Source organism: Comamonas sp. 23, from assembly GCF_049601575.1.
Taxonomy (GTDB): domain Bacteria; phylum Pseudomonadota; class Gammaproteobacteria; order Burkholderiales; family Burkholderiaceae_C; genus Comamonas; species Comamonas squillarum.
On record NZ_CP187127.1, the window covers coordinates 3307286 to 3331818 of the forward strand.

The window sequence follows — 24533 nt, forward strand, 5'->3', positions numbered from 1 at the left end:
GTTGAGACGAGGTGTCAAACCGCAGACAGTACAAACGTACGGCAAGGCTTGAGGCGGCCGGCTAGGCAACGACGTATCAAGGGTTTTGTTTGCGGCTCTCATTGGTGGGCCTGTAGCGTCTCCCGCTGATCCTGAGCACTGGGCAAGGTCACCCAGCGCGCCAGTTTGGGCCGCAGCCAGTTCTCCAGATCATCCATCACCGCATAGACCACCGGCACCAGCACCAGCGACAAGGCGGTGGACGACACCAGCCCGCCGATGACGGCAACGGCGAGCGGCTGGCGGAACTCCGAGCCGCTGCTCACGCCCAAAGCGGTAGGCAGCATGCCCATGGCCATCGCAATCGTGGTCATGATGATCGGCCGGGTGCGCTCATGGGCGGCTTCCAGCAGGGCCTCGGTCTGGCTCTTGCCCATGCGCTCGGCCTCCACCGCATGCTCGACCAGCAAGATCGAGTTCTTCGCCGCCAGGCCCATCAGCATCAGCAAGCCAATCAGCACCGGCAGGTTCAGCTCTCCGCCTGTTGCCAGCAAGGCCAAAAAGGCGCCGGCCAGCGACAGCGGCAGTGCCGCCAGAATCACCACCGGTTTGACAAAGCTGCGGAACAGCAAGATCAGCACGCCAAAGATCAGCCCCACCCCCGCCATGATGGCCAGGCCAAAGCTGGCAAACAGCTCCTGCATGCCCTCGGCATCGCCATAGAGCGGGCGCGATACGCCCTCGGGCAGGTTCTTCAGGAACGGCAGCGCATCCACGGCCGCATTGGCCTGGCCCAGCGACACGCCATGGACCTCCGCCTCCAAGGTGATGCGGCGCTCGCGGTCAAAGCGATCGATGTGGGATTCGCCCACCTGGAAATGCATGTCCGCCACCGCCGACAAGGGCACCGTGCCACCCTGCCCCGTGGGCACGCGCAGCGCGCCAATACTGTCCAGATCACGCAAGGTACCCTGGGGCAGCCGCACGCGCACCGCCAGCCGCTGGCGCCCGGTGTTGAACTTGGAGGCGGTCGCATCCAGGTCACCCAGGCTGGCCATGCGCGCCACCTCGGCCACCACATCGGGGGTCACGCCCAGGCGCGCGGCCGCATCGGGCTTGAGCCGTATCACCAGCTCGGGGCCCGGGTTGGGCGCCACCTGGTGCACATTGGCCAGCATGGGCAGGCCGCGCAGCTCGCGCTCGGCGTCTGCGGCCGTGCGCCGCAGCAGCTCGCCATCGTGGCCACCCAGGATTACCTGCAGGTTCTGCGTGCCGCCGCCTTCGCTCTCGCTATAGCTCAGCCGCACATCGGGCACCTGCAGCAGCAGAGGCCGCAGATGGTCCTGGAAGGCCTTGGTCGTCATCGAGCGCGGTGATTTGAGCTGCACAATCACGCTGCCCTTGCGCGGGTCGCCATCGCGCTGGCTGCTGCCCACGCTGACAAACACATCCTGCACATCCCCTTGCTGGCGCAGCAAACGGGTCAGGCTGGCGGCCGAGGCGCGCATGTCTTCGGTGGTCGCGCCGGGCGCGCCTTGCAGGTTGATCTGCACCGTGCCGCCATCGCCCTTGGGCGCAAAGCCGGTGGGCAGCAGCGAGGCGAGCACCAGCGAGCCGACAAAAATCAGCACCCCGGCCGCCAGCGACCACCAGCGGTGCGCCAGCGCCCACTCCAGCAACCGGCGGTAGCGGCCAGTAAAGGGCTTGTGCGGATGGGGCTGTGCCGAGGGCTTGAGCAAATAGGCGCACATCAGCGGTGACAGCAGGCGCGCCACCATGAGCGAAAACATCACCGACACGGCCACCGTCACCCCGAACTCGCGGAAGTACGGCCCGGCATAGCCACCCATAAAGGCAACGGGCAAAAACACCACGGCAATGGCCAAGGTGGTGGCCACCACCGCCAGGCCAATCGCGTCGGCCCCTTCCATCGAGGCGCGCCAGGGCGAGGCGCCGGCCTGCACCCTTTTTTGGATGTTCTCCACCTCGACAATGGCGTCATCGACCAGCACGCCGATCACCAAGGTCAAGGCCAGCAGGGACAGCATATTGAGCGAATAGCCGAGCCAATGGATCACCGCAAACGTGGGGACCAGCGAGATCGGCATGGCCACCGCCGCAATGAGCGTCGCGCGCCAGTCGCGCAAGAACATGAACACGACGACCGCCGCCAGCAGCATGCCTTCGAGCAAGGTCGCCACCGTGGCATCAAAGCTCTCGCGGGTGTTCTTGGCGCCCGATGACACCAGCTGGTACGAGACCCCGGGCTGCTCCTTGGCCAGCGCCGCCACCGCCTTGGCCACCGCCGTCTCCACATCCACGTCGGACGCGGCCTTGGTCTTCATCACCTGAAAACCGACCACCGCCTCGCCATTCAAGGCCGCAAAGCCGCGCCGGTCGCTGGCGCCACTGGCCACGGTGGCCACATCACCCAGGCGCAGATGGCGGCCGTCACGGGTGGCAATCACCAGCTGCTCAAGCTCCTGCACCGATGGGGCGGCCGCGAGGATACGCACCTGCTGCTCCTGCGCACCAATCTGCGTGCGGCCGCCCGATGCATCGAGGTTGTGCGCGCGCAGCGCATCGTTCACCGCCACGGCCGTCAGTCCCAGCGCCTGCAGCTTGGCGGGGTCCAGCGTCACGGTGATGTCGCGCGCCACACCGCCGACCTGGGTCACCTGCCCCACCCCTGGCAGCGCCACCAGCTTGCGCGCCACCACATCCTCAATGAACCAGTTCAGTTCCACATCGTCCATGCCCGGGGCGGAGACCGCATAGGTCAGCAAGGGCATGGCATCAAAATCGAGGCGCTCGACAATCGGCGGCTCGATGCTGGCTGGCAGGTTGGCGCGCACACGGTCAATGGCCGCCCGCACCTCATCGACAGCCCGCTGCGGCTCCAGCCCGATCTCGAACTCGACCAAGGTCAGCGACATGCCCTGGGTGACGGTCGAGATCACATGCTTGACGCGGGCCACATTGGCCACCCCGTCTTCCACCACGCGGGTGACCTGGGTTTCCACCTCGGTGGCCGCCGCGCTGGGCAAGGCCACTGCCACCTGCACGATGGGAAAGGACACATCCGGGTAGAGCTTGATCGGCATGACACGGTAGGCCATCAGCCCGGCCACCAGGATGGCGATGAACAGCACCACCACGGGGATCGGGTTCTGGATGGACCAGGCGGAGATACGCAGCTTCATCGCTGGCCTCCAGCCGCAGCCGCAGCAGCAGGTGCAGGTGCAGGTGCCGCCTCCGGCGTGGCAGGCACGGCGGCCGGCTGGGCAGCGCCATTGATCTGCACCCGGTCCCCCTCCAGCACAAAGGCGCCGCCGCCCAAGGCCAGGCGCGTGCCCAGCGGCGGGCCATCGCGCAAGGCCACCCAGCCCTGGGCACGGGCGCCCAGGCTCACCGGCAGCTTGCGGATACGGCTGTCGGCATCGATCGTGGCCAGCTGCGGGCCACCGGCTTCAAAGTGGATGGCTTTTTCTGGCACTGCCGCCACCGGTGCGGCCGCCTGCGCAAAACGCGCCTGCGCAAAGCCGCCGGGGCGCAGATCGGCCCGCACCGGCAGCGCCACGCGCACCTGGGCCAGCTTGGTCTTGTCGTCCACCCGGCGCGACAAAAGCCGCACCTGGCCCTCCAGCTCAACACCCGAAGCCAGGGTCACCGCCACCTGGTTGCCCGGCTGGATACGGTCCACCTGGTCCTCGGGCACCTCGGCAGCCAGCTCCACCATGCCGTCCCGCGCCAGGCGGAACATCGCCTCGCCCCCAGGGCTGGCCACATCGCCCCGGCGCACATTGCGCTGCAGCACCACACCGGCCACCGGCGCGCGCAGCACCATGCGCTCGGCCTCTACGCGCAGCCCCGCCAGGTTGGCCGCTGCCACATCGGCATTGGCCTGGGCGCTGGCCGCTGCCGTGCGGCGCTGCTGGATCTGCTCGTCCGACAGCACGCCCTGGCCGTCCAGGCCTTCGACCCGTGCCGATTCGGCCCGGGCCTGCCTGGCCTGCGCCTTGGCCTGCACCAGGCTGGCCTGGGCCTGGGCAATCTTGGCCTGCAGCAAGCCGTCATCGAGCCGCGCCAACGGCTGGCCGGCACGTACCTGGTCGCCCTCATCGGCCAGCAGCGCGGCCACCCGGTAGCCGCTCAGCTCCGGGCCAATCGCAATTTCTTCGCGCGCCACCAGCAGGCCCGATGCCTGCTGCACCCCACCCATGGGACGCAGCTCCACCTGCGCCACGCTCACCGTTCGCACCACCTCGGCCACCGGCTTCGCAGTCTTGTCCGCACTGCCTTCGGAGCAGGCCACCAGGCCCAGCAGGGCCAGCGACCCCAGGCCTAGCCCCAAGCCCACGCGCCATCCGCTTGTCATTGATTGCAGCATTGCATCCCTCTCAATTCGTCTTCTGTGTATCGGTGCCCAGCGCATCCCGGGGCCAACCGCCGCCCAGCGCCTGGAACACCTGCACCGCATGCGCCAAGGCTTCAGCGCGCGCCTGGGTCAGGCCACCGCGCGAGTCGCGGTAGACCTGCTCGGCATCGAGCACCACCACCAGGTCAAAAAAGCCGGCCTCATAGCCCTTGCGCGCCGCCTCATAGGCCGTCTGCGCCCGCGCCTCGGCCTGCGCCAGCACTTTCAGCCGCTGTGTATCGGGCGCCATGCGGAGCAGCGCCTGGTCCGTCTCGGAAAACGCGCGCTGCACCACCTGCTCATAGGCGATCACCGCCTGCTCGGCGCGGGCGCCCTGAGCGCGGGCGTTGGCCAACAAGCGCGGGCGGTCCAGTACCGGCATGGCCACATTGCCTGCCAGCGACCACAGCCCGGTGCTGAGCGACGCGCCCTGCTTTTGCCAGTTCAGCCCCAGCCCGGGCGTCAAGGTGATGCTGGGCAGCAGCGCCAGGCGCGACAGCTCCAGGCCGCCCGCGGCCGCATCCATCTGCGCCTGGGCCTGCAGCACATCGGGGCGCCGCGCCAGCAAATCCGCAGGCAACGCACGCGGCAGCGCCGGCGCCTGGGTTTGGCTGTCATCGAGCACCAGGGCCGACAAGGGCTGGTCGCCCTGCCCCACCAGCACCAGCAAGGCGCGCCGTGCGGCATCGAGCTGCGACTGCAGCACCAGCGCATTGGCCTGGGCTGCCAGCAAGCTGGCATCGACCCGCGCCACATCGGCCAGCGCCACCAGGCCGCGCTCGAGCTTGCGCGCCAGCACCTGCTGCAGGCGGGTCTGGATGGAGATCGTCGCCTGGGCATCGGCCAGCGCAGCGGTCAGGCGCTGGGCCTCAAACAGGCTGCGCGCCACTTCGGCCACCAAGGCCGCGCGCTCGCCATAGGCGCCATAGAGCGCCGCGCCAAAGTCGCCATCGGCCTGCCGCGCCAGCGCATCACCCCGGCCCAGCACATCGAGCTCCCAGGAGACTTGCAGGTCCAGCCCGGCGCTACTTTGCCGGCCCAGGCCAACCCCACCCGCCGATGCACCGCCCAGCCGCTGCACGCTTCTGCGCTCGCCGCTGGCGCGCAGGCCGCCCTGGGGCTGGTACTGGGTCAGCGCCGCCTCGCGCACCGCCCTGGCCTCGCGCACCCGCGCCAGCGCCATCCGCGCCTCGGTGCTGGCCGCCAAGGCCTGGTCCACCAGGCGGTTGAGCTGGGGCTGCTCGAACAGGGTCCACCAGGTATCGAGCTGGGGCGCCGCCTGCGCTGGCTGCAGGTCCGGCAACGAAGAGGCCACCGAAAACTGCGACGCCACCACCGGCGCTGGCGCGGGCGCATCCGGCACCGACGAGCACCCCGACAAAGCCGCCAGGCACAGCGGCGCGGCCGCCCATAGAACGTATTTCATGGCTCGGGTACTCAGTCTGGTGCTTTGCGGCTGGATGACGGCGCGCGAGCTTGGCGCACTTTAGGTGCTTTAGGCATTTTGGGCGTGGTTGCAGCAGCGGCTGCCGCCCTCTCGGCACGTGCCGATCGCCGGGCAGGCACCGGTGGCGCCGCCGCCTGCTTTTGCCGCTCGGCCAGCTTGGCCAGCAGCTCCTGCAAGGTCTGGGCCGTCACCGCATGAAAATCCTGCGCCTGCTTGAGGCGCGCGGTGGCATCAGCGGACAGCGGGCTGGCCGCCAGCAGCTCATCCACATAGGTCGTAAAGCGCTGGCAATCGGCAATGCTCTGCTCCAGCACGATCAAGAAGGGGTTGGCGCGCAGGCTGAAAAAGTCCTGGCGCTCGCCGCGCATCGCCACCCGCTCGATGATCCCCAGGCGTTCGAGCAAACGGGTATTGGTGCTCACGCTGGCGCGGCTGGCCTGCATGCGCTCGGCCAGCTCGGCAAAGCTGATGGGCCCGCCATCGAGCAAAAAGATGCCGATCAGGCGCCCTGCAATCCGGGGCAGGCCACTGGTTTCCGCCTGGATCGCATTGCGCTCGATAAACAGCTCGCGCGCTTCCAGCGCTTCATGCGCCTTCTTGGCCGCCGAGGCCGCCTTCGCCTTGTCCTGCTGGGTCACAGCCACCGTCCTTTATCCATATTGTTCAGTCACCGCTGAACAATATAAACGAATTCGGGTTGACCCTAGTTATTAGAAGTAACGCTCGCCTAAAAAAGAAAAAGGGCCGTGGTGGTCGGCCCTGCGGTGCTGTGCTACTGGTGGTCAGGACTGGCGCAAGGCCAGCCGCGCCGTCAGCAGGGTGCGCCCCGGCTCGGAATCGATCTCGAGCACGCCGCCCACGCGGCCGATACGCACGGCCATCGAGCGCATGCCGATGCCCAGGCCCGAAGCCTCCACGGCTGCGGCATCAAAGCCCACGCCATCGTCTTCGATCTCCAGCACCAGCGCATCGGCCTCAGGCTGCAGAAAGGACAGGCGCACCTGGCGCGCCTGGCTGTGCTTGATGACATTGGTGAGGCCCTCCTCGACCAGGCGCGTCATCGCCAGGTACTGCAGCGCATCGGGCGGTGTGCGCCAGGCGGGCGCAAACTGCCAGTCGCAGCGGATGTCGAGCGCATCGAACAGGTTGGCAAAGCGGTGGCGCAACGGGGCCAGCCACTCCTGCGGCGACGCGGGCACGCGCACCTGGGCCGAGGAGTTGCTGTCAATGGTCTGGCGCAGGTCATCACGAATGTGCTTGAGCATGGACAGCACCTGGGGCCGCGTCAGGCTGCCACCGCCGCCCTGCTCCACGGCAGCAATCATGTGCACCAGCGAACCACCGAGCCCGTCATGAAGGTCATGGGTCAGGGCCAGGCGCTCTTGCAGGCGCGCGTTCGACAGCTTTTGTGCATCGAGCTCGGCCTTGACCTGCTCGGCCTTCTTCTGCTCGGTGATGTCGAAGGTAAAGCCGATCAGCCCGGTGGTCTCGCCCTGTGCATCGCACAGCACATGCACCACCTCGCGCACCCAGACAAAGCTGCCTTCACTGGTCAGCGCGCGGTACTCAGCCTCGTGGTCCACGCCGGCCAGGCACAGCCCAACGCAGCGATTGACCGTCGTGTCGCGCTCGTCCGGGTGGATACGCTCGGCCCAATCGTTCACCGTCTGCCAGCTGTCCTGGGGCCAGCCCAGCAGCGCCTCGATCTGTGGGCCCACATAGGTGTACTTTTTGCTCGCCCAATCGATGCGGAACGGAATCGCCAACGTGGACTCCAGCAACGTTTGGTAGAGGCCATTGTCGGTATCGGGCTCCAGGGTGCGTAGACGAGGCTGCGTATCGAGCATAGGGGTGTCAGGGTTGCGTCAACAAGGGGTGAACCGTCGGCAACGCATTCCAGAACCAGTAGAAGTACCCGCTGTCTTTGGGCAGCAAGGTCAGGGTCTGCACACTTCTTTGTGTGCCTCCCCGCCAACAGGCCAGGGCTGAATTGCGGTTGCCGTGCAGATCGATATAGGCCGCATCCGGGATTTTGGGCCTGGGCGGCATGTACAAGGCCATGCCCCGGGGCACCCAAAGATCGGCGAGAAAGATTCTATCCCGGTGGGGCCAATAGCGCCCTACCGAAATCACCAGCGGCAGCTGGGGGTCTACCGAGGAGAACACATGCGGGAAATCATGGTGCTCCAGGTCGGTGCAGACCGTGGGCTGCAGCTGGTTGCGCTGCGCATCGTCCAGGTACGGACACTGCTGGCCGGCAAACATGCCGTACTCGAACGGGGTGTTCTCCAGATGGCGGATCGGGCTTTGCATGCGCAGGCCCTGGCCCGGCTCGATCAAGGTGATGCCAAACGCAGCAGCGGCCTCGCGCGTGGCCCACAGCGGCTCGTACACCACCTCGGTGGCGACGAACTCCAACTTAGTCTCCTCACCAAATGTTGTCGGCGGCAAGCGATGCGTGCCACTGACCTGGTAGCCGCGACCCCAAGAGGGCTCGGGGGAACCGGCCGCGGGGCTGCCCGCCACCGGGCTGCCGGCCACCGGAGTGCCGGCCACCGGAGTGCCGGCCACCGGAGTGCCGGCCACAGGCTGCAGCTCCTTCACCGCTGCAGGGAGCTTGTCCTTGAATGTGGGCATGCCATCGATATTGCAGACATAGGGCTTCTCCTGCGTATCGACCCATGTGCCGATACCGTCTCGAATCAGCAAAGGCGCATCAAAAAAAGTGTGGGGCACGGTCAATCACTCCAGATCGGATGGGCGGGCGGTTACGGGCAAGAGAGACATGGGACCAGCGCTGCGCGCATCCAGCATCAATCCACCAGGCGGCGCCGGCGCGCTTCCTGCGCTGCCTGGGTGCGCGAGGACACCGACAGCTTGCGGTAGACATTCTTGATATGCGACTCGACCGTGTAGCGCGACAGAAACAGGCGCTCGGCAATCTCGCGGTTGCTCAGGCCCTCGACCACGAGGTGCAGGATAGTGTGTTCGCGCGCACTCAAGCCCGGGTCGTCCGCCGCCTGCACGGCTGGCGGGGCTTGCAGCGGCAGCTCCTCAATAATGCGCCGGGCAATAAAGGGGTCGATGGGCGCGCCGCCGCGCAGCACGCTGCGCAAGGCCATGGCCATTTCCATGTCGTCGCGCTCCTTGAGCACATAGCCCACGGCGCCCGCGCGCAAGGCCGCCCAGATCATTTCCTGCGTGCTCCAGGCAGACACCACCAGCATCGGCAAGTTGGGCGCCTGGGCATGGAGCTCCTCGATCAGCTCGATACCACTGCCATCGGGCAGGCCCAGGTCCACCAGCACCAGTGATACGGTGTGGGCCTCGCCCGCCAGGTAAGCGCGCGCCTGGGCGAGCGACCCGGCCATCACCAGCGCATCGCTGCTGTAGCCCAGCTGCTGCAGCAAGCCCCGCAGCCGGTTGCGCACCAGCGGGTTGTCCTCCACCACCAGTACGGGTGCGGGCAGTGCGAGATCGGCGGTGAGCATCTGGGTGGGCATGGGATCCGTTCATATTCCAAGTGCTGCAATTATTCCGCAAGCCCAGGCCCTTGCCCCTCACTGAAACTGGTGAATTTCAGCGCCGTGACGGTTTGCTGAACACCGCGTGGCAGCGGCCAATGATCGCCCTTAAGAGTCGCTAACACAACCCTTGATACGTCGTTGCCGAACCTTGTCGTACTACTGTACTGCCTGCGGCTCGACGCCTAGTCTCAATCGCAAACCTTCGGTTTGCTGGGTCGTGTTAGCGACTCTAAGTAAACCGCTTCTCCAGCGCATCCCAGGCGGGCTTGCCCACCAGGCGCTGGCGCTCGGCAAAGGTGGCCACCAGGCCGCTCGCCTCCTGCACCGACTTCTTATCGCGCAGCACGGTCAAGGTCTTTTGCATGCCGGCCACTGCCCCCTGCAGCGCCGCATTGGCATAGAGGACGATGCCGTAGCCCAGCGCGCCCAGTTGCTCGGCATCAAAAATGGGGGTCTTGCCGCCAATCACCATGTTCATCAGCTGCGGGGTGGCGAGCCGCTTGGGCAGCGCGCGGATCTCTTCAGCGCTGGTGACCGCCTCGACAAACAAAATATCGGCCCCGGCTTCGGCAAAGCGCTGGGCCCGCTCCACCGCCGCCTCAAAGCCATGGGTGGCCGCCGCATCGGTGCGCGCCATGATCAGCAGGTTCGGGTCGCGCCGGGCATCGACGGCGGCCTTGATCTTGCTCACCGCCTCTTCGGTGGAGACCACCTCCTTGCCGTTGAAATGCCCGCAGCGCTTGGGCGCCACCTGGTCTTCGAGCTGGATGCAGTCGGCACCGGCACGCTCCAGGGTGCGCACCGTGTGGTAGACATTGAGCGCATTGCCAAAACCGGTATCGGCATCGACCAGCAAGGGCACACTGACCGTATCGCGGATGCGCGCCGTGTGGTCGGCGATCTCAGCGAGGCCCATAAAGCCCTGGTCCGGCAGGCCCAACCACATATTGGTCACGCCCGCGCCGGTCACGTAAATCGCCTCAAAGCCCAGGTCCTCGATCACCTTGGCCGACAGCGCATTGAAGGCGCCCGGCACCAGCACGCCCCGGCGCGCCGCCACCATGTCTTTCAGCAGTTGCTTGGTATCCATCCCACAGTCCCCCGTTCAAAAACAATCGCCCGGCACCCGCACGGCGCCTTCCATCAGAATGCGTGCGCTGCGGCTCATCAGCGCCTTGGTCACCACCCACTGGCCATCCTGCAGGCGCGCCTCCGCTCCCACCCGCAGGGTTCCCGAGGGGTGGCCAAAGCGCACCGCGCTGCGCTCGCCGCCACCGGCGGCCAGGTTGACCAGGGTACCCGGCACGGCTGCAGCCGTGCCAATGGCCACCGCTGCCGTGCCCATCATCGCGTGGTGCAGCTGGCCCATCGACAGCGCCCGCACCAGCAAGTCCACGTCCTGCGCCTCCACCGCCTTGCCGCTCGATGCCGTGTAGCTGGCCGGCGGCGCCACAAAGGCAATCTTGGGCGTGTGCTGGCGGCTCGCGGCCTCGGCCAGGTCCTGGATCAGGCCCATCTTCAGCGCGCCGCAGGCACGAATCGCTTCCAGGCGCGCCAAGGCCTGCGCATCGCCATTGATATCGCCCTGCAGCTCGCAGCCGGTGTAGCCCAGGTCTTGCGCATTGAGAAAGATCGTCGGGATGCCGGCATTGATCAAGGTCGCGGCAAAGCTGCCTACCCCTGGCACATCGAGCTGGTCCACCAGCTGGCCGGTGGGGAACATGGCGCCACCATCCTCGCCCTCATCAGCCGGGTCCATGAAGGCCAGCTGCACCTCGGCAGCGGGAAAGCTCACGCCATCGAGCGCAAAGTCGCCGCTCTCCTGCACCTGTCCGTTGCGGATGGGCACCTGGGCCATGATGGTCTTGCCGATATTGGCCTGCCATATACGCACCGTGCACAGCCCGTTGTGCGGGATGCGGGCCGGATCGATCAGGCCCATCGCGATCGCGCAGGGGCCGACGGCGGCCGAGAGGTTGCCGCAGTTGCCACTCCAGTCCACCAAGGGCTTGTCGATGGCCACCTGGCCAAACAGGTAGTCCACATCATGGTCAGCGCGAGTGCTCCTGGCCAGCAGCACCGCCTTGCTGGTGCTGGAGGACGCATTGCCCAGGCCATCGATCTGCTTGCCATAGGGGTCGGGGCTGCCCAGGGTGCGCAGCAAGATCGCATCGCGCGCCGCGCCAGACTGCTGCGCGGGCAGCGGCAAATCCGGCACATGGAAGAACACCCCCTTGCTGGTGCCGCCCCGCATATAAATGGCGGGGATCTTGATCTGGGGAGGATGGGCGGTCAGGTTCGTCATGGTCGTTCAGAAAAAAACTAGGCATTCACACCGAGGCCGGTTGCACCGCGCGCGATGCCAGAAAATCCTGCGCAAAGCGCTGCAGCACGCCGCCTGCCTCGTAGACAGACAGCTCCTCGCCGGTATCGAGGCGGCAGGTCAGCGGCACGCGGTCCACCAGGCCGCTGCGGCGCCAGATCACCAGGCTCAGCGTAGCGCGCGCTGTGCGCTCACCTTCCACATCATAGGTCTCCGTACCATCGAGCTGCAGCGTCTTGCGTGTCGTGCCCGGCTGGAACTCCAAAGGCAGCACGCCCATGCCGATCAGGTTGGTGCGGTGGATGCGCTCAAAACCCTCGGCCACCACCGCCTCCACCCCCGCCAGGCGCACGCCCTTGGCCGCCCAGTCGCGGCTGGAGCCTTGGCCATAGTCGGCACCGGCAATGATGATCAGCGGCTGGCGGCGCTGCAGATAGGTCTCCATCGCCTCCCACATGCGCACCACACGCCCCTCGGGCTCGATGCGGGCCAGTGAGCCTTTTTGCACCTGGCCACCCACCACGGCCATCTCGTTGACGAGCTGGGGGTTGGCAAAGGTCGCGCGCATGGCCGTTAGGTGGTCGCCCCGGTGGGTGGCGTAGGAGTTGAAGTCCTCCTCGGGCAGGCCCATCTTGGCCAGGTACTCGCCAGCGGCCGAGCTGGGCAGAATGGCGTTGGATGGCGAGAGGTGGTCGGTAGTGATGTTGTCGGGCAAGAGTGCCAACGGCCGCAGCCCCTTGAGCGTGCGCGGATGCGCTGCCAGCGCGCCCACACCTTCGGTGTCCCAATACGGCGGGCGGCGGATATAGGTGGACTGGGGGCGCCAGGCGTACTGCGGAGCCGCCCGCTCGCCGTTGTCTGCCTGGACTGCAAACATGGGCTCGTACACCGCGCGGTACTGCGCAGGCTTGACCGCTTGCGCCACCACGGCATCGATCTCCGCGTCGCTCGGCCACAGGTCCTGCAGCCGGATCTCCTGCCCGTTCACGACGGCCAGCACGTCCTTTTCGATGTCAAAGCGGATGGTGCCCGCCATCGCATAGGCCACCACCAGCGGTGGCGAGGCCAGAAACGCCTGCTTGGCATAGGGGTGGATGCGTCCGTCAAAATTGCGGTTGCCCGACAGCACTGCGGTGGTGTAGAGGTCGCGTTCAATGATCTGCTGCTGGATCTGCGTATCGAGCGCGCCGCTCATGCCATTGCAGGTGGTGCAGGCAAAGGCGACGATGCCAAAGCCCAGCGCCTCCAGGTCCTCCAGCAGACCCGCCTCTTGCAGGTACAGCTGCACCGCCTTGGATCCGGGCGCGAGCGAGGTCTTGACCCAGGGCTTGCGCACCAGGCCCAGGCGCCGCGCATTGCGCGCCAGCAGCGCCGCAGCGATCACATTTCGCGGATTGCTGGTGTTGGTGCAGCTGGTGATGGCGGCGATGATGACGGCACCATCGGGCAGCAGGCCCTGGGCTTCTTGGGCGCGCGCCAGCGCCAGGGGCTCGGCGCCGGCAATGCCGCGCGCGGTCAGCTGCGAGGTCGGCAGACGCCGGTGCGGGTTGGACGGACCCGCCATATTGCGCACCACCGTCGACAGGTCAAACTGCAGCACCCGGTCGTACTGCACCTCGTGCAGGCTGTCCGCCCAAAATCCGGCGGTCCTGGCATAGGTCTCGACCAGCTGCACCTGCGCTTCCTCCCGGCCCGTCAGCCGCAGGTAGGCCAGCGTCTGCGCATCCACCGCAAACAGCGCGGCAGTGGCGCCATACTCCGGGCACATATTGGCAATGGTGGCGCGGTCACCAACCGAGAGGCTGCGCGCGCCCTCGCCATAAAACTCCAGATAGGCGCCCACCACTTTTTGCTGGCGCAGGAACTCGGTCAGCGCCAGCACGATGTCAGTCGCGGTAATGCCCAGCTGGGGCTGGCCGCTCAATGCCACGCCGACAATATCGGGCAGGCGCATCCAAGAGGCCCGGCCCAGCATCACGTTCTCCGCCTCCAGCCCGCCCACCCCCACCGCAATCACACCCAGCGCATCGACATGGGGCGTATGGCTGTCGGTGCCCACGCAGGTATCGGGAAAGGCGACACCGTCCTGCACATACACCACCGGCGACATCTTCTCCAAGTTGATCTGGTGCATGATGCCGTTGCCCGCGGGGATCACATCCACATTGGCAAAGGCCCGCTTGCTCCATTCGATGAAATGGAAGCGGTCCTCATTGCGGCGGTCCTCGATCGCGCGGTTCTTCTCAAAGGCCTGCGGGTCAAACCCGCCGCATTCGACGGCCAGCGAATGGTCGACAATCAGCTGCACCGGCACCACCGGGTTGACGGCGGCCGGATCGCCGCCCGCCTGGGCAATCGCATCGCGCAGGCCGGCCAGGTCCACCAAGGCCGTCTGGCCCAGGATGTCGTGGCAGACCACGCGCACGGGAAACCAGGGAAAGTCGATATCGCGCCTGCGCTCGATCAGCTGGCGCAGGTAGTCTGGCAGCTGCGCCGGGTCGGCGCGGCGCACCAGGTTTTCGGCATGGACGCGCGCCGTATACGGCAGCTGCGCCCAGGCGCCGGGCGCCAGCGCATCGACTGCCGCCTGTGCATCAAAATAATCGAGGCCGGTGCCGGCCAGTGCTTGTCGGTAATTGCTGTTCATGGGGCAGTGCAGACCGGCGGGCTGGGCGGCCCGCAGGGTGTCGCTTTTCTATATAGATCTGTAGAAGGTCGTGTCGGCCGGCAGCCGCTCAGCCGCGCTGGTCGATGGGCTGGAACACCTGGTCTTCCGGCCCCGTGTAGTGCGCGCTGGGACGGATGATCTTGTTGTCCACCCGCTGCTCGATCACATGCGCAGCCCAGCCGCTGGTGCGCGCAATCACAAAGAGCGGCGTGAACATGGCAGTGGGCACGCCCATCATGTGGTAGCTCACGGCGCTGAACCAGTCGAGGTTGGGGAACATCTTCTTGGCCTCCCACATCACGGCCTCCAGGCGCTCGGCAATGTCATACATCTTGGTCGAACCCGCCTCCAGCGACAGCGCCTTGGCCACGCCCTTGATGACGACATTGCGCGGGTCGCTGACGGTGTAGACCGGGTGGCCAAAGCCGACCACCACCTCCTTGTTCTCCACCCGGCGGCGGATGTCGGCCTCGGCGGCATCAGCGCTGTCGTAGCGCTTCTGGATCTCGAAGGCCACCTCATTGGCGCCGCCATGCTTGGGGCCGCGCAGCGCGCCAATCGCGCCGGTGATCGACGAATACATGTCACTGCCGGTACCGGCCACCACGCGGGCGGTGAAGGTCGAGGCATTGAACTCGTGCTCGGCATACAGGTTCAGCGAGGTGTGCATGGCCCGCTCCCACAGCGCACTGGGCTTTTTGCCATGCAGCAGGTGCAGAAAATGCGCGCCGATGGAGTCGTCATCCGTCTCCACATCTATGCATTTGCCCGAGGTGCTGAAGTGGTACCAGTACAGCAGCATGGAGCCGAGCGACGCCATCAGCCGGTCGGCAATATCGCGCGCGCCGGGCAGGTTGTGGTCGTCCTTCTCCGGCAGGGTGCAGCCCAGCACCGATACCCCCGTGCGCATCACATCCATCGGGTGGCTGGCGGCGGGCAGCTGCTCCAGCGCCTGCTTGACGCTCGCGGGCAGGCCGCGCAGCGCCTTGAGCTTGTCCTTGTAGGCGCGCAGCTCCGCCCCGTTGGGCAGCTTGCCATGCACCAGCAGGTGGGCGATCTCTTCAAACTCGCAGACCTGGGCCATGTCCAGAATGTCATAGCCCCGGTAGTGCAGGTCATTGCCGCTGCGCCCTACGGTGCACAAGGCGGTGTTGCCCGCCGTCACGCCCGAGAGCGCAACCGATTTCTTGGGCTTGAAGGTCGAAGGCGTGGTGGGCGCGGTGGCCTCGGCGGTCGTGGTGGTCATAGCAGGGGTTCCTGGTTCAAATATGCGCAATCGAGGGGAATGGGGCGGCCTTTGGCATCGACGGCCACCATTTCAAACAAACCTTTGAGAATTTCCTCTGGTGGGGTACCGGGCAGGTCCGCCAGGCCGGTGACGCACACGGTCATCGAGCTGCACCCTACGCGGCTGACCCAGGCGCGCAAGGTCAGGGCATGGCCCACCGGCGCCGGTGCCACAAAGTCCACCCGGCTGACGGCGGCCATCACGACTTCGCGTTGCGCCAGGCGCCGCGCCGCCAAAAACGCGGCCTTGGCCATCAGCTGCAAACCCTGGCCCGCAAACAGCGTGCCGTGGTGGTTGGCCAGCGCCGGCAGTACCAGCTCTTGCAACTCGGCGAATCCGGTAGGTGTTGTCATGCTTCGCAATTTACGCAAAATACAAAGGGGTGAATAGCACTGAAATGGCGAATTCCTGCGAACGAAAATCGGCATTTTGCGAATTTTGCGAAATGTAGAATCTGGGCATTCCACCGCCCCTTCGATGCGAGCGCCCCTGTTGAAGCGAAAGACTCTGCGATGAAAAAAACCTTTATGGGCGTCAAGCTACGCAAGCTGCGTGCCGAACGCAATCTGTCCCAGATTGCGCTGGCCCATGCGCTGGGGCTCTCGCCCAGCTACCTCAACCAGATCGAGCAAAACCAGCGGCCGCTGACGGTGTCGGTGCTGCTCAAACTGCACCGCAGCCTGGGCGTGGATATCCAGCAGTTCTCCGAAGACGAAGAGGCGCGCCTGGTGGCGGGGCTGCGCGAAGCGCTCGCCGATGCGCCCGAGGCCATTGCGCTGCCAGAGCTGCAAGAGGTGGCCACACAGATGCCGGCGCTGGGCGCAGCGGTGGTGGCGCTGTACCGAAGCCATCTGGAGACCAAGGAGCGGCTCGAAGCGCTGTCGCTGCAGCTGGGCGATGACCGCGCCGGCAGCAACCAGCCCGCCGCCATGCCGTTTGAGGTGGTGCGCGATTTCTTCTTCTCGCACCAGAACTACTTTGATACGGTGGACCGCGCCGCTGAGAGCCTGGCCGCCCAGGCCCAGGCAGAACGCCCGGGCAGGCCGCTGGCCGACTGGCTGCGTGAGCGCCTGGCGCTGGCGCACCAGGTCCGGGTGGAGTTTGTGGACAGCGCAGGCGCGAGCAAACGCCAGTTCGACCCCGCCTCGCGCCTGCTGCAGCTGTCCTCTGCGCTGGGCACCGCGCAGCAGGCTTTTCAGCTTGCCACCCAGCTGGCGCTGCTGGAGATCGGCGACACGCTCGACCGCCTCAGCCAGGTGCCAACACTCATCAGCGACCCCGCTGCCCGCAGGCTGGCGCGGCTGGGCCTGGCCAACTATTTTGCCGGCGCCCTGCTGCTGCCCTACGAGCCCTTTGTGCAGGCCGCCGAGGCGCTGGGCTATGACATTGACCTGCTCGGCCAGCGCTTTGCCGTGGGCTTTGAGACCGTCTGCCACCGGCTGAGCACCTTGCAGCGGCCAGGCAGCCCGGGCGTGCCATTTTTCTTTGTACGGGTGGACCGGGCCGGCAATATCTCCAAGCGCCAGTCGGCCACGCATTTCCATTTCAGCCGCACCGGCGGCACCTGTCCGCTGTGGAATGTCTACGAAGCCTTTGGCCAGCCCGGCCAGGTGCTGGCCCAGGTGGCCGCCATGCCCGATGGCCGGCGCTATCTGTGGATTGCGCGCTCGGTCTCAGGAGGGCAGCGCGGCTATGGCGCGCCGCGCAAGACGTTTTCCATCGGCCTGGGCTGCGACCTGCGCCATGCAGCGCGCCTCGTCTATGCCAAGGGTATCGACCTGCAGGACCCGGAGCTGGCCACGCCGATCGGCATGGGCTGCAAGGTCTGCGAGCGCGACCACTGCCCGCAGCGCGCCTTTCCCTATCTGGGCAAAAGCCTGGCCGTCGATGAGAACGCGAGCCGCCTGACCCCCTACGGCTCGGGCGTCTGAATCTCCGCCAGCAGCTGGCCAAAACGCCGCTCGACATACTGGGCCGTCGGGCTGCGCTGCGCGCCCTGGCGCCAGAGCATGCGCACCGACAGCGGGGGCAGCGCCAGCGCCGGGCAAGGCACCTCGCGCAGCGCCTGGCGGTTGCCTTCGTAGTGCGCGATATTGACCGGCAGCACCGCCCAGCCCAGCTTGTCGGCCACCATGTCGGCGATGTTGTAGAAGCTGTCCGAGCGCCATACGCGCGGGCTGTAGGCGCGCTCGTGCACATCCTCGGTATGCATCAGCAATTGCCGGTGCTGGGCCAGCTGCTGCAGGCCCACCACCCGGCCATCGGCGAGCGGGTGATCGGTCGCCACAAACACCCCCTGGGGCACGGTGCCCAGGTGGCGCTGCTCAAAATGCTGCAGCACCGGGCCCCGGTCGATATGCAGGGCCATGCCCGCCCTGCCCTCGCCCACATAGTCGGCCACCTCGCTGGCGGTGCCATTGAGCAGCAGCAGCTCCAGGCCCGGGTACTGCTGCGCCATCTCGCGCAGCAGGCTGGCCACCGCCGTATAGGGCAGTGCCTCGTCAATCGCCAGCGACAGCTCGGCATCGGCCCCGCCGCTGAGCGCCTGCGCGCGCTGGTCCAGCTGCTCGGCCTGGCGCAGCAGCTCGCGCGCCTCGAGCAGCAGCACCCGGCCCGCATCGGTGAGCTGGGCATTGCGGTGTGAGCGGTCAAACAGCACCACGCCCAGGTCCACTTCCAGCATGCCGACCGCCGTGCTCACGGCCGACTGGGCCTTGCCCAGCTGGCGCGCGGCCGCCGAAAAAGAGCCACTGTCGGCGGTGGCGACAAACTGCCGCAGTTGTTCAACGGTCCATTGCATATCCGGATACTGTAGCCTATCCATCTCTTTTATTGATGGATTCCAACTTTATCAATCGGTTTTTATGGCGCAATATCGGACCATGCAATCGATCAATACCCAAGCACCAGCTCTGACGATGGCCTGGTGCCATGACCCCGCACAGTCGCCAGCGATCCTGGCGCTGTTCATGGGCCAGCTCAGTCCCCATTACATCTCCCATGGCGAGCTGCAGTCCCCGCGCGCCATCGCACCGGGTCAATGGAGCCCCCAGCTGGCCGACAACATGGCGCTGCAGATTGAGGCCACGTTGGCCGCGCCCGAAGCAAACGCGATGCAGCGCATCGCCACCGCCCACCAGGGCGATACGCTGGTCGGCGTTGCTTTTGTCGCGCTCGACGAGGCCCAGCTCGCGCCCACCCCGTTTGCCACCTTGGACGACCTGGTGGTCAGCCCCGCCGTGCGCGGCCAGGGCTTGGGCGAGGCCCTGTTCGGCTGGGTCTGCGCCCAGCTCCAGGCCGAGGGCGTACAGCGCCTGTTTCTGGAAAGCGGTATCGGCAACCAAGGGGCACACCGGCTGTTTGAGCGCCTGGGCTGCCAGCCCGTGTCCGTCACGATGATGAAAGAGTTGGGAGTTTGACCATGGCAATGCATTCCAAAAGATGGCTGGTGCTGGCCATTGTGTCGATGGCGCTGCTGCTGATCGTCGTCGACATGACGGTGCTCTACACCGCCCTGCCCACCCTCACCCATGACCTGGCCGCCTCCACCTCGATGAAGCTGTGGATCGTCAACGCCTATGCGCTGGTGGTCGCGGGCCTGCTGCTGAGCACCGGCGCTTTAGGCGACCGCCTGGGCTACCGGCGCATGTTCATGCTCGGCCTGGTGATCTTTGGCGCCGCCTCGCTGGCAGCCGCCTATGCGCCCAATGCCGGGCTGCTGATTGCCGCGCGCGCCGTGCTGGGCTTGGGGGCGGCCATCATGATGCCCGCTACCCTGGCCATCATCCGCATGAGCTTTCCCGACCAACGCGAGCGCTCGGTCGCCATCGGCATCTGGGCCTCGGTCGCCTCGGGGGGCGCGGCGCTTGGCCCGGTGGTGGGCGGCGTGCTGCTGCAGTATTTCTGGTGGGGCTCGGTGTTTCTGGTCAATGTGCCCATCGTGGCGCTGGCGCTGCTGCTGACCGCCTGGCTGATTCCTGCAGACCGCCTGAGCACCAAGGCCAGCCTGCCCGGTTGGGACTACACCAGCTCGCTGCAGGCCATGGTCGCCATGGTCAGTCTGGTGCTGGGCATCAAGGAGCTGGCCAAGCCCGCACCATCGCTGGTGTTTGCCGTGCTGATGGGGCTGCTCAGTGCCGCCGTGCTGTGGATCTTTATCCGCCGCCAGCTCAGCCGGCCCCAGCCGCTGATCGAGCTGCGTCTGTTCCGCATTCCGACGTTCTCGGGCGGTGTGGTGGCAGCCGTGGTGGCGGCCGTGGCCCTGGTCGGGGTGGAGCTGGTGTTCAGCCAGCGCCTGCAGCTGGTGCTGGGCCTCAGCCCCCTGCAAGCGGGGCTGGCCATCTTGCCGATTCCGGTGGCGGCCTTTGTCGCCGGCCCGATTGCCGGCTGGGCGCTGTCGCGCCTGGGCACCCACCAGCTGATAGTGGGCGGCCTCCTCGTCACTGCCGTGGCGCTGTGCGCGCTGGCCATGAGCCTCAACAGCGATGCCCATGGCCTGCAGAAAATAGCGGTACTGGCCGTCCTGGGCCTGGGCGTGGGTGCCACCATCACCGCCGCATCGAACGCGGTGATGAACAGCGCGCCGCCCGAGCATGCCGGCATGGCCGCCTCGGTCGAAGAGGTGTCCTACGAGTTTGGCGGCGTGCTGGGCGTGGCCTTGCTGGGCAGCGTGCTGTCCTGGCGCTATACCAGCAGCCTGGTACTGCCAGACATCCTGCATGGCGCCGCTGGCGGGGCCAGTGACGGCATCGATGCGGCTTTGTTGGCTGCAGAAAAACTGCCGCCGCAGGCTGCCACGCAGCTGCTGGGCCTAGCCCATGCCGCGTTTGACCAGGGCTTTATCGCGGTGATGGCCACGGCCGTGGTGCTGGTGCTAACCGCTGCGTTGGCGGTGGCCCTGCTGCGCAGCCGAGGTCAGCAACAGGCCACCCTGGGACATCGCAGCGGCGCGGTGGCCAGCAAAGGGCACTGATCGTGAGTCACTACTCAGCGGCGGGGCGCCATCTCCTTTAGCGCGTCCCCATGCGCCGCTGCCGCAGTGCGTGCCCGGTCGCCAACATCAAGGCCGCCGACGCCAAGGCGGCGGCCGGCCACAGCACGGCAGACAAACCCCATGCATCGACCAACGCCCCACCTCCCCAAGCACCCAGCGCAATGCCGGTGTTGAAAACCCCGACATACAGCGCTGCCACGACCTCCATCGCCTGGGGGGCCGCCTTCATCATCCAGGTCATCAAGGCGACGGACACCCCGCCATAGGCCAGGCCCCAGACTAGCAGCAGCGCAAGTCCACCCGTGGGAGAGCCGCCAAACACCAGCCACAGCAACGGCACCAGCAGCAGCCCCAGTGCAATGGTGGCCACCGTCAGCGTTGTTTTGTGCGCCGCCGCCAGGCCTGCGATGAAATTGCCCGCAATGCCGGCTAGCCCATAGGCCAGCAGCAAGGCTGCAATCCACTGCGCATCAAAGCTCGAGACCGCCAGCAGCAGCGGTCGCACAAAGGTAAAGGCCATAAAGTGCCCTGCGACCAGCAGCAAGGTCAACACCAGACCCGCTTGCAGCGCGCGGTTGCTGCGCAGTGCCAGAAACTGGCGCAGCCCCACCGCGCTGCGGACCGGCAAGGCCGGCATCACCCATAGCTGCAGGGCCAGCACCAGCACACTGAACAAGGCCATCACACCAAAAGCCCAGCGCCAGCCTGCCCCTTCCCCGATCAGCGCGCCCATTGGCACGCCCAACACCGATGCGGCGGCCACCCCGCCAAAGATGATGGAGGTGGCGAGCCCGACGGCAGCCGCTGGCACCAGGCGCGCCGCCAATCCCCCCGCCACCGCCCAGATCCCGCCAATGCACAGACCCAGCAACACGCGGGCGGCCAGCATCCAGCCCCAGCTCGGCGCGAGGGCCGATGCGGTATTGGCCAGCGCTAACAGCGCCAGCAGCGCTGCCAGCATGCGGCGCCGGTCCATGCGGCCGGCTATCACCACCACCAGCGGTGCAAACACCGCTGCCAGCAAGGCAGGCAGCGACACCATCAGCCCAGCTTGGCCAGTGGTCATGCCCAGCGAAGGCGCAATCGCTGTCAAGAGGCCCACGGGCAGCATCTCGGTGGTAACGACAGAAAAGGTTGCCAGGCCGGCGGCGATCACGGCCGGCCAAGGGTTGCGGGCATGATGTGGAGCAGGCGCTGATAAAGACAGGGACATGTCATGGGTTCCAGTCATGGCAAAAGGCAGCGCGCTATCAAGCGGCTGGGGAGGCGGTGTTGTTGTTGGTGGTGGTGCCATCTGCCACAGCAGACATCGGCACACGCAGTTGCCGCGCAGCCCATAGCGCCAGCAGCAGCACAAGCGCCCCAGCCACCCAGGCCACCGCAAAGGCCGAGCGAGCACCCAAGCCATCGACCAGTTGGCCTGATGCCGCTGCGCCCAGCGCTACGCCCACATTCAGGCCGGCCAGCAGCCAGGTCATGCCCTCGGTCAGGCGCTGCGCGGGCACCAGGCGCTCGACCAGCGCCATCGCCACGATCATCGTGGGCGCAAAACACAGACCGGCCAGCAGCACGGCACCAGCGAGCGCCGGGATGCTGCCTACCAGCAGCAGTGGCAAGGTCGTCAGCGCCGTGGCCAGCCCGCCCAGCGCCAGCTGCTGCGGCAAAGGCATGCGCAGCTGGAGCGCACCAAACAGCAGGCCTGCCACGCAAGAGCCCAGCGCATAAGCGGCCAGCACGCCACTGGCCCAGGCCGGCTGGCCAAGCGTGCGCGCCAAGGCCACGCTCACGATATCGACTGTGCCCACGATGACCCCCATCGCCGCCATCAAGAGCGCCAGCAGGCCCACATGGGGCAGGCGGATCACCGAGACCGCTGCTCTGCCCTGCAGGTCCTGCGGCTGAAGCGCTGGCTCGGTCGCGCGTTGGGCAAGCAATGCGAATACACCCAGCACCAGCAGCCCACCGGCTGCCAGCGGCCCTGCCTGCGCAAAGGCCGCCACGCACAGCCCCACCGACAACGGTGGCCCGGCAATAAAGCTCAGCTCATCGAGCACGGCCTCCAGCGCATAAGCGGTCTGCAGCTGCGGCGATCCCCGGTACAGCGCCGTCCAGCGGGCACGCAGCATCGCCGGCATGCTGGGCATGGCCCCGGCCAGCACCGCGCCGGCGAACAAGGTCCAGTCCGGCAGTGGCCACCGGGTAGCCGCCAGCAGCAGCACCAGGCCGGCCACACTGATGCCGGTGGCCAGCGGCAGCACACGGCCCTGGCCATGCCGGTCCACCAGGCGCGATGTCTGCGGCGACAGCAGCGCATAACTGAGCACAAAGGCGGCAGAGACTGCGCCAGCGAGCGCATAGCTGCCGCGCAGCTGGGCCAGCATGGTGATGATGCCGATGCCCATCATCGGCAGCGCCAGGCGGGCAAGCAGCCCAGCCAGGCTAAAGCCCGTGCTGCCGGGCGCGGCAAAAATTGTTCGGTAGGTCTGGAGCATGGCTTCTTTCTGCGCCCGGCTTGCCAACACGGGCCGGGCTAGCGACAATACATACAAGGCGTATGAATAAAATCTTATATACATACGCCATGTTTGTAAATAATCATACGCACTGTATGTAAGGAGATTGCGCATGGTTCGACGCACCCGCGCCGAGATGGAAGCCACCCGTGCCAGCCTGCTGGCCACCGCCCGCCAAGTGCTGGCCGAGCATGGCTATGCCGATACGTCGATGGACGATTTGACCGCCCGGGCCGGCCTGACCCGGGGCGCGCTCTACCACCACTTTGGTGACAAGAAAGGCCTGCTCGCCGCCGTGGTGGCGCAGATCGATGACGAGATGGATGCCCGGCTGCAGGCGATCTCGGACAGCGCCGACGACCCCTGGCAAGGCTTTCGCCAGCGCTGCCGCGCCTACCTGGAAATGGCCTTGGAGCCAGAGATACAGCGCATCGTGCTGCGCGATGCCCGGGCCGTGCTAGGCGGCGCGTCCCCCGATGCACAACGCCATTGCCTCACCGCCATGCAGGGCTTGATCAGCACGCTGATCGCGCAAGGCGTGGTGGCCCCAGCCGATGCGCGGGCGCTCGCAGCACTGATCTATGGCAGCCTGGCCGAGGCGGCGTTCTGGATTGCCGATGGGGCTGAAGGTGCCGATGGGGCCGATGGCGCAGCGCGCCTGGAGCAAGCCGCCGTGGGCCTGGATTTACTGCTGCGGGGCTTGCTGGTGCAGCCGCTGCGTGGCTAGCTCTGGCGTGTCTGTGAGATGGGCGGTGACGACATGCCTCCACGGCATATTACGCCCATGCAAGCACAGTGACTACAGATTCAGCAAGGCTGCGCCTTTAATCTGAAAGGGCAGCAAATATCCCGCTGCGCCCTTTAATCGGAGACAGAGATGACCAACCAGCAGCAACCCAACCAAAGTCCCAATGGCCAACAACCTGCCCAAAAGCAGCAGGACCAACAAAACCAGCAGCGCCCTGCCCAGCAGCAGCAGCAAGGCCGGGGCCAGAACCAGCAGCAGCAAGCGCAGTCCCAGCAGCAGTAAAAGCGGTGAAGCAGGCGGGCCGCAAGACCCGCCCAGGAAAAAACCCGCCACTGCGGGTTTTGTGTCGTATCGCTTAGGGGCGAAATTGCGTTTGGTAATGTTTCAGTGCCAATTCCACATCCTGCAGGCGATCATATTGCGGAGAGCCCATGAAGGGCTCCAGATCCCGTAAACCAATCACTTCCAGTTCCAGACGCTCGTATTGCGCTTGCGTCACCACAAGCAGGTCTTCCGCTTCTCGCATAAGACCTCCTTTCCACCTGATACCCAAACCGTAGATTCGGCTGACGATCCAGGTTCCACGACGATAGCGCCATCCACGCGTTTTGCAAAGTTCTTTTACAAGAA

At 66.4% G+C, this 24533-nt stretch carries 21 protein-coding genes; 5 read left to right on the forward strand and 16 right to left on the reverse strand.

What is annotated here, in order from left to right; genetic code table 11:
* Window positions 1-98: 98 nt before the first annotated feature.
* The 12 genes from ACPEE1_RS15040 to ACPEE1_RS15095 all read right to left on the reverse strand — a co-directional run bounded on the left by ACPEE1_RS15040 (window position 99) and on the right by ACPEE1_RS15095 (window position 16002).
* Window positions 99-3182, reverse strand: a complete 3084-nt coding sequence (locus ACPEE1_RS15040) for an efflux RND transporter permease subunit (RefSeq protein ID WP_423933584.1) — start codon at window positions 3180-3182, stop codon at window positions 99-101.
* Window positions 3179-4357, reverse strand: a complete 1179-nt coding sequence (locus ACPEE1_RS15045; protein ID WP_423933586.1) for an efflux RND transporter periplasmic adaptor subunit — start codon at window positions 4355-4357, stop codon at window positions 3179-3181. The genes ACPEE1_RS15040 and ACPEE1_RS15045 overlap by 4 nt, the downstream gene beginning before the upstream one ends.
* Before the next feature lie 22 nt (window positions 4358-4379).
* A complete protein-coding gene (locus tag ACPEE1_RS15050) occupies window positions 4380-5822 on the reverse strand; it encodes an efflux transporter outer membrane subunit (protein WP_260719305.1) in 1443 nt (480 codons plus the stop codon).
* Window positions 5823-5833: 11 nt separating this feature from the next.
* Window positions 5834-6481: a GbsR/MarR family transcriptional regulator gene (locus ACPEE1_RS15055; protein ID WP_165841146.1), complete on the reverse strand. Its 648-nt coding sequence runs from the start codon at window positions 6479-6481 to the stop codon at window positions 5834-5836.
* A 144-nt stretch (window positions 6482-6625) separates the two neighbouring features.
* Entirely contained in the window at window positions 6626-7690 is a 1065-nt protein-coding gene (locus tag ACPEE1_RS15060) for a PAS domain-containing protein (protein ID WP_116925200.1), read from the reverse strand.
* A 7-nt stretch (window positions 7691-7697) separates the two neighbouring features.
* Entirely contained in the window at window positions 7698-8579 is an 882-nt protein-coding gene (locus ACPEE1_RS15065) for a hypothetical protein (protein WP_423933591.1), read from the reverse strand.
* 77 nt (window positions 8580-8656) lie between these two features.
* Entirely contained in the window at window positions 8657-9346 is a 690-nt protein-coding gene (locus ACPEE1_RS15070; protein ID WP_423933594.1) for a response regulator, read from the reverse strand.
* Window positions 9347-9599: 253 nt separating this feature from the next.
* Window positions 9600-10460 carry an isocitrate lyase/PEP mutase family protein gene (locus ACPEE1_RS15075; RefSeq protein ID WP_116925198.1) on the reverse strand — a complete coding sequence of 287 codons (861 nt, stop codon included), beginning with the start codon at window positions 10458-10460 and terminating at the stop codon, window positions 9600-9602.
* Between the two features lie 15 nt (window positions 10461-10475).
* Window positions 10476-11675 (reverse strand): 2-methylaconitate cis-trans isomerase PrpF, encoded by a 1200-nt coding sequence (gene prpF, locus ACPEE1_RS15080; protein WP_423933598.1) that lies wholly within the window; start codon window positions 11673-11675, stop codon window positions 10476-10478.
* Between the two features lie 25 nt (window positions 11676-11700).
* Entirely contained in the window at window positions 11701-14340 is a 2640-nt protein-coding gene (gene acnD, locus ACPEE1_RS15085; protein WP_423933600.1) for a Fe/S-dependent 2-methylisocitrate dehydratase AcnD, read from the reverse strand.
* An 88-nt stretch (window positions 14341-14428) separates the two neighbouring features.
* Window positions 14429-15607, reverse strand: coding sequence for a bifunctional 2-methylcitrate synthase/citrate synthase (prpC, locus tag ACPEE1_RS15090; protein ID WP_423933603.1), 1179 nt, complete (start codon window positions 15605-15607; stop codon window positions 14429-14431).
* Entirely contained in the window at window positions 15604-16002 is a 399-nt protein-coding gene (locus ACPEE1_RS15095) for an acyl-CoA thioesterase (protein ID WP_423933605.1), read from the reverse strand. The genes prpC and ACPEE1_RS15095 overlap by 4 nt, the downstream gene beginning before the upstream one ends.
* A 159-nt stretch (window positions 16003-16161) precedes the next feature.
* On the opposite strand from ACPEE1_RS15095, the gene ACPEE1_RS15100 reads away from it, so the two are divergent.
* On the forward strand, window positions 16162-17580 hold the full coding sequence (locus ACPEE1_RS15100; RefSeq protein ID WP_423933608.1) for a short-chain fatty acyl-CoA regulator family protein: 1419 nt from the start codon (window positions 16162-16164) through the stop codon (window positions 17578-17580).
* Here ACPEE1_RS15100 and ACPEE1_RS15105 read toward each other — a convergent pair.
* A complete protein-coding gene (locus ACPEE1_RS15105; protein ID WP_423933611.1) occupies window positions 17562-18449 on the reverse strand; it encodes a LysR family transcriptional regulator in 888 nt (295 codons plus the stop codon). The two genes, ACPEE1_RS15100 and ACPEE1_RS15105, sit on opposite strands and share 19 nt — an antisense overlap.
* An 82-nt stretch (window positions 18450-18531) precedes the next feature.
* On the opposite strand from ACPEE1_RS15105, the gene ACPEE1_RS15110 reads away from it, so the two are divergent.
* Together ACPEE1_RS15110 and ACPEE1_RS15115 are read left to right on the forward strand one after the other, a co-directional pair.
* Entirely contained in the window at window positions 18532-19068 is a 537-nt protein-coding gene (locus tag ACPEE1_RS15110) for a GNAT family N-acetyltransferase (RefSeq protein WP_423933614.1), read from the forward strand.
* 2 nt (window positions 19069-19070) lie between these two features.
* Window positions 19071-20621, forward strand: coding sequence for an MFS transporter (locus ACPEE1_RS15115; protein WP_423933617.1), 1551 nt, complete (start codon window positions 19071-19073; stop codon window positions 20619-20621).
* A gap of 37 nt (window positions 20622-20658) precedes the next feature.
* Here ACPEE1_RS15115 and ACPEE1_RS15120 read toward each other — a convergent pair whose 3' ends face one another.
* Window positions 20659-21855, reverse strand: a complete 1197-nt coding sequence (locus ACPEE1_RS15120; RefSeq protein ID WP_116925190.1) for an MFS transporter — start codon at window positions 21853-21855, stop codon at window positions 20659-20661.
* A gap of 37 nt (window positions 21856-21892) precedes the next feature.
* On the reverse strand, window positions 21893-23134 hold the full coding sequence (locus ACPEE1_RS15125) for an MFS transporter (protein ID WP_423933620.1): 1242 nt from the start codon (window positions 23132-23134) through the stop codon (window positions 21893-21895).
* Window positions 23135-23267: 133 nt separating this feature from the next.
* Between ACPEE1_RS15125 and ACPEE1_RS15130 the strand changes: the two genes are divergently transcribed.
* Together ACPEE1_RS15130 and ACPEE1_RS15135 are read left to right on the forward strand one after the other, a co-directional pair.
* The gene (locus tag ACPEE1_RS15130) at window positions 23268-23882 is read left to right on the forward strand and encodes a TetR/AcrR family transcriptional regulator (protein WP_423933622.1); all 615 of its coding nucleotides are present in this window, start codon (window positions 23268-23270) and stop codon (window positions 23880-23882) included.
* 150 nt (window positions 23883-24032) lie between these two features.
* Entirely contained in the window at window positions 24033-24185 is a 153-nt protein-coding gene (locus tag ACPEE1_RS15135; RefSeq protein ID WP_165841144.1) for a hypothetical protein, read from the forward strand.
* A 73-nt stretch (window positions 24186-24258) separates the two neighbouring features.
* Here the strand turns inward: ACPEE1_RS15135 and ACPEE1_RS15140 are convergent, their stop codons facing one another.
* On the reverse strand, window positions 24259-24429 hold the full coding sequence (locus ACPEE1_RS15140) for a hypothetical protein (RefSeq protein ID WP_021028205.1): 171 nt from the start codon (window positions 24427-24429) through the stop codon (window positions 24259-24261).
* Between the last annotated feature and the right edge of the window lie 104 nt (window positions 24430-24533).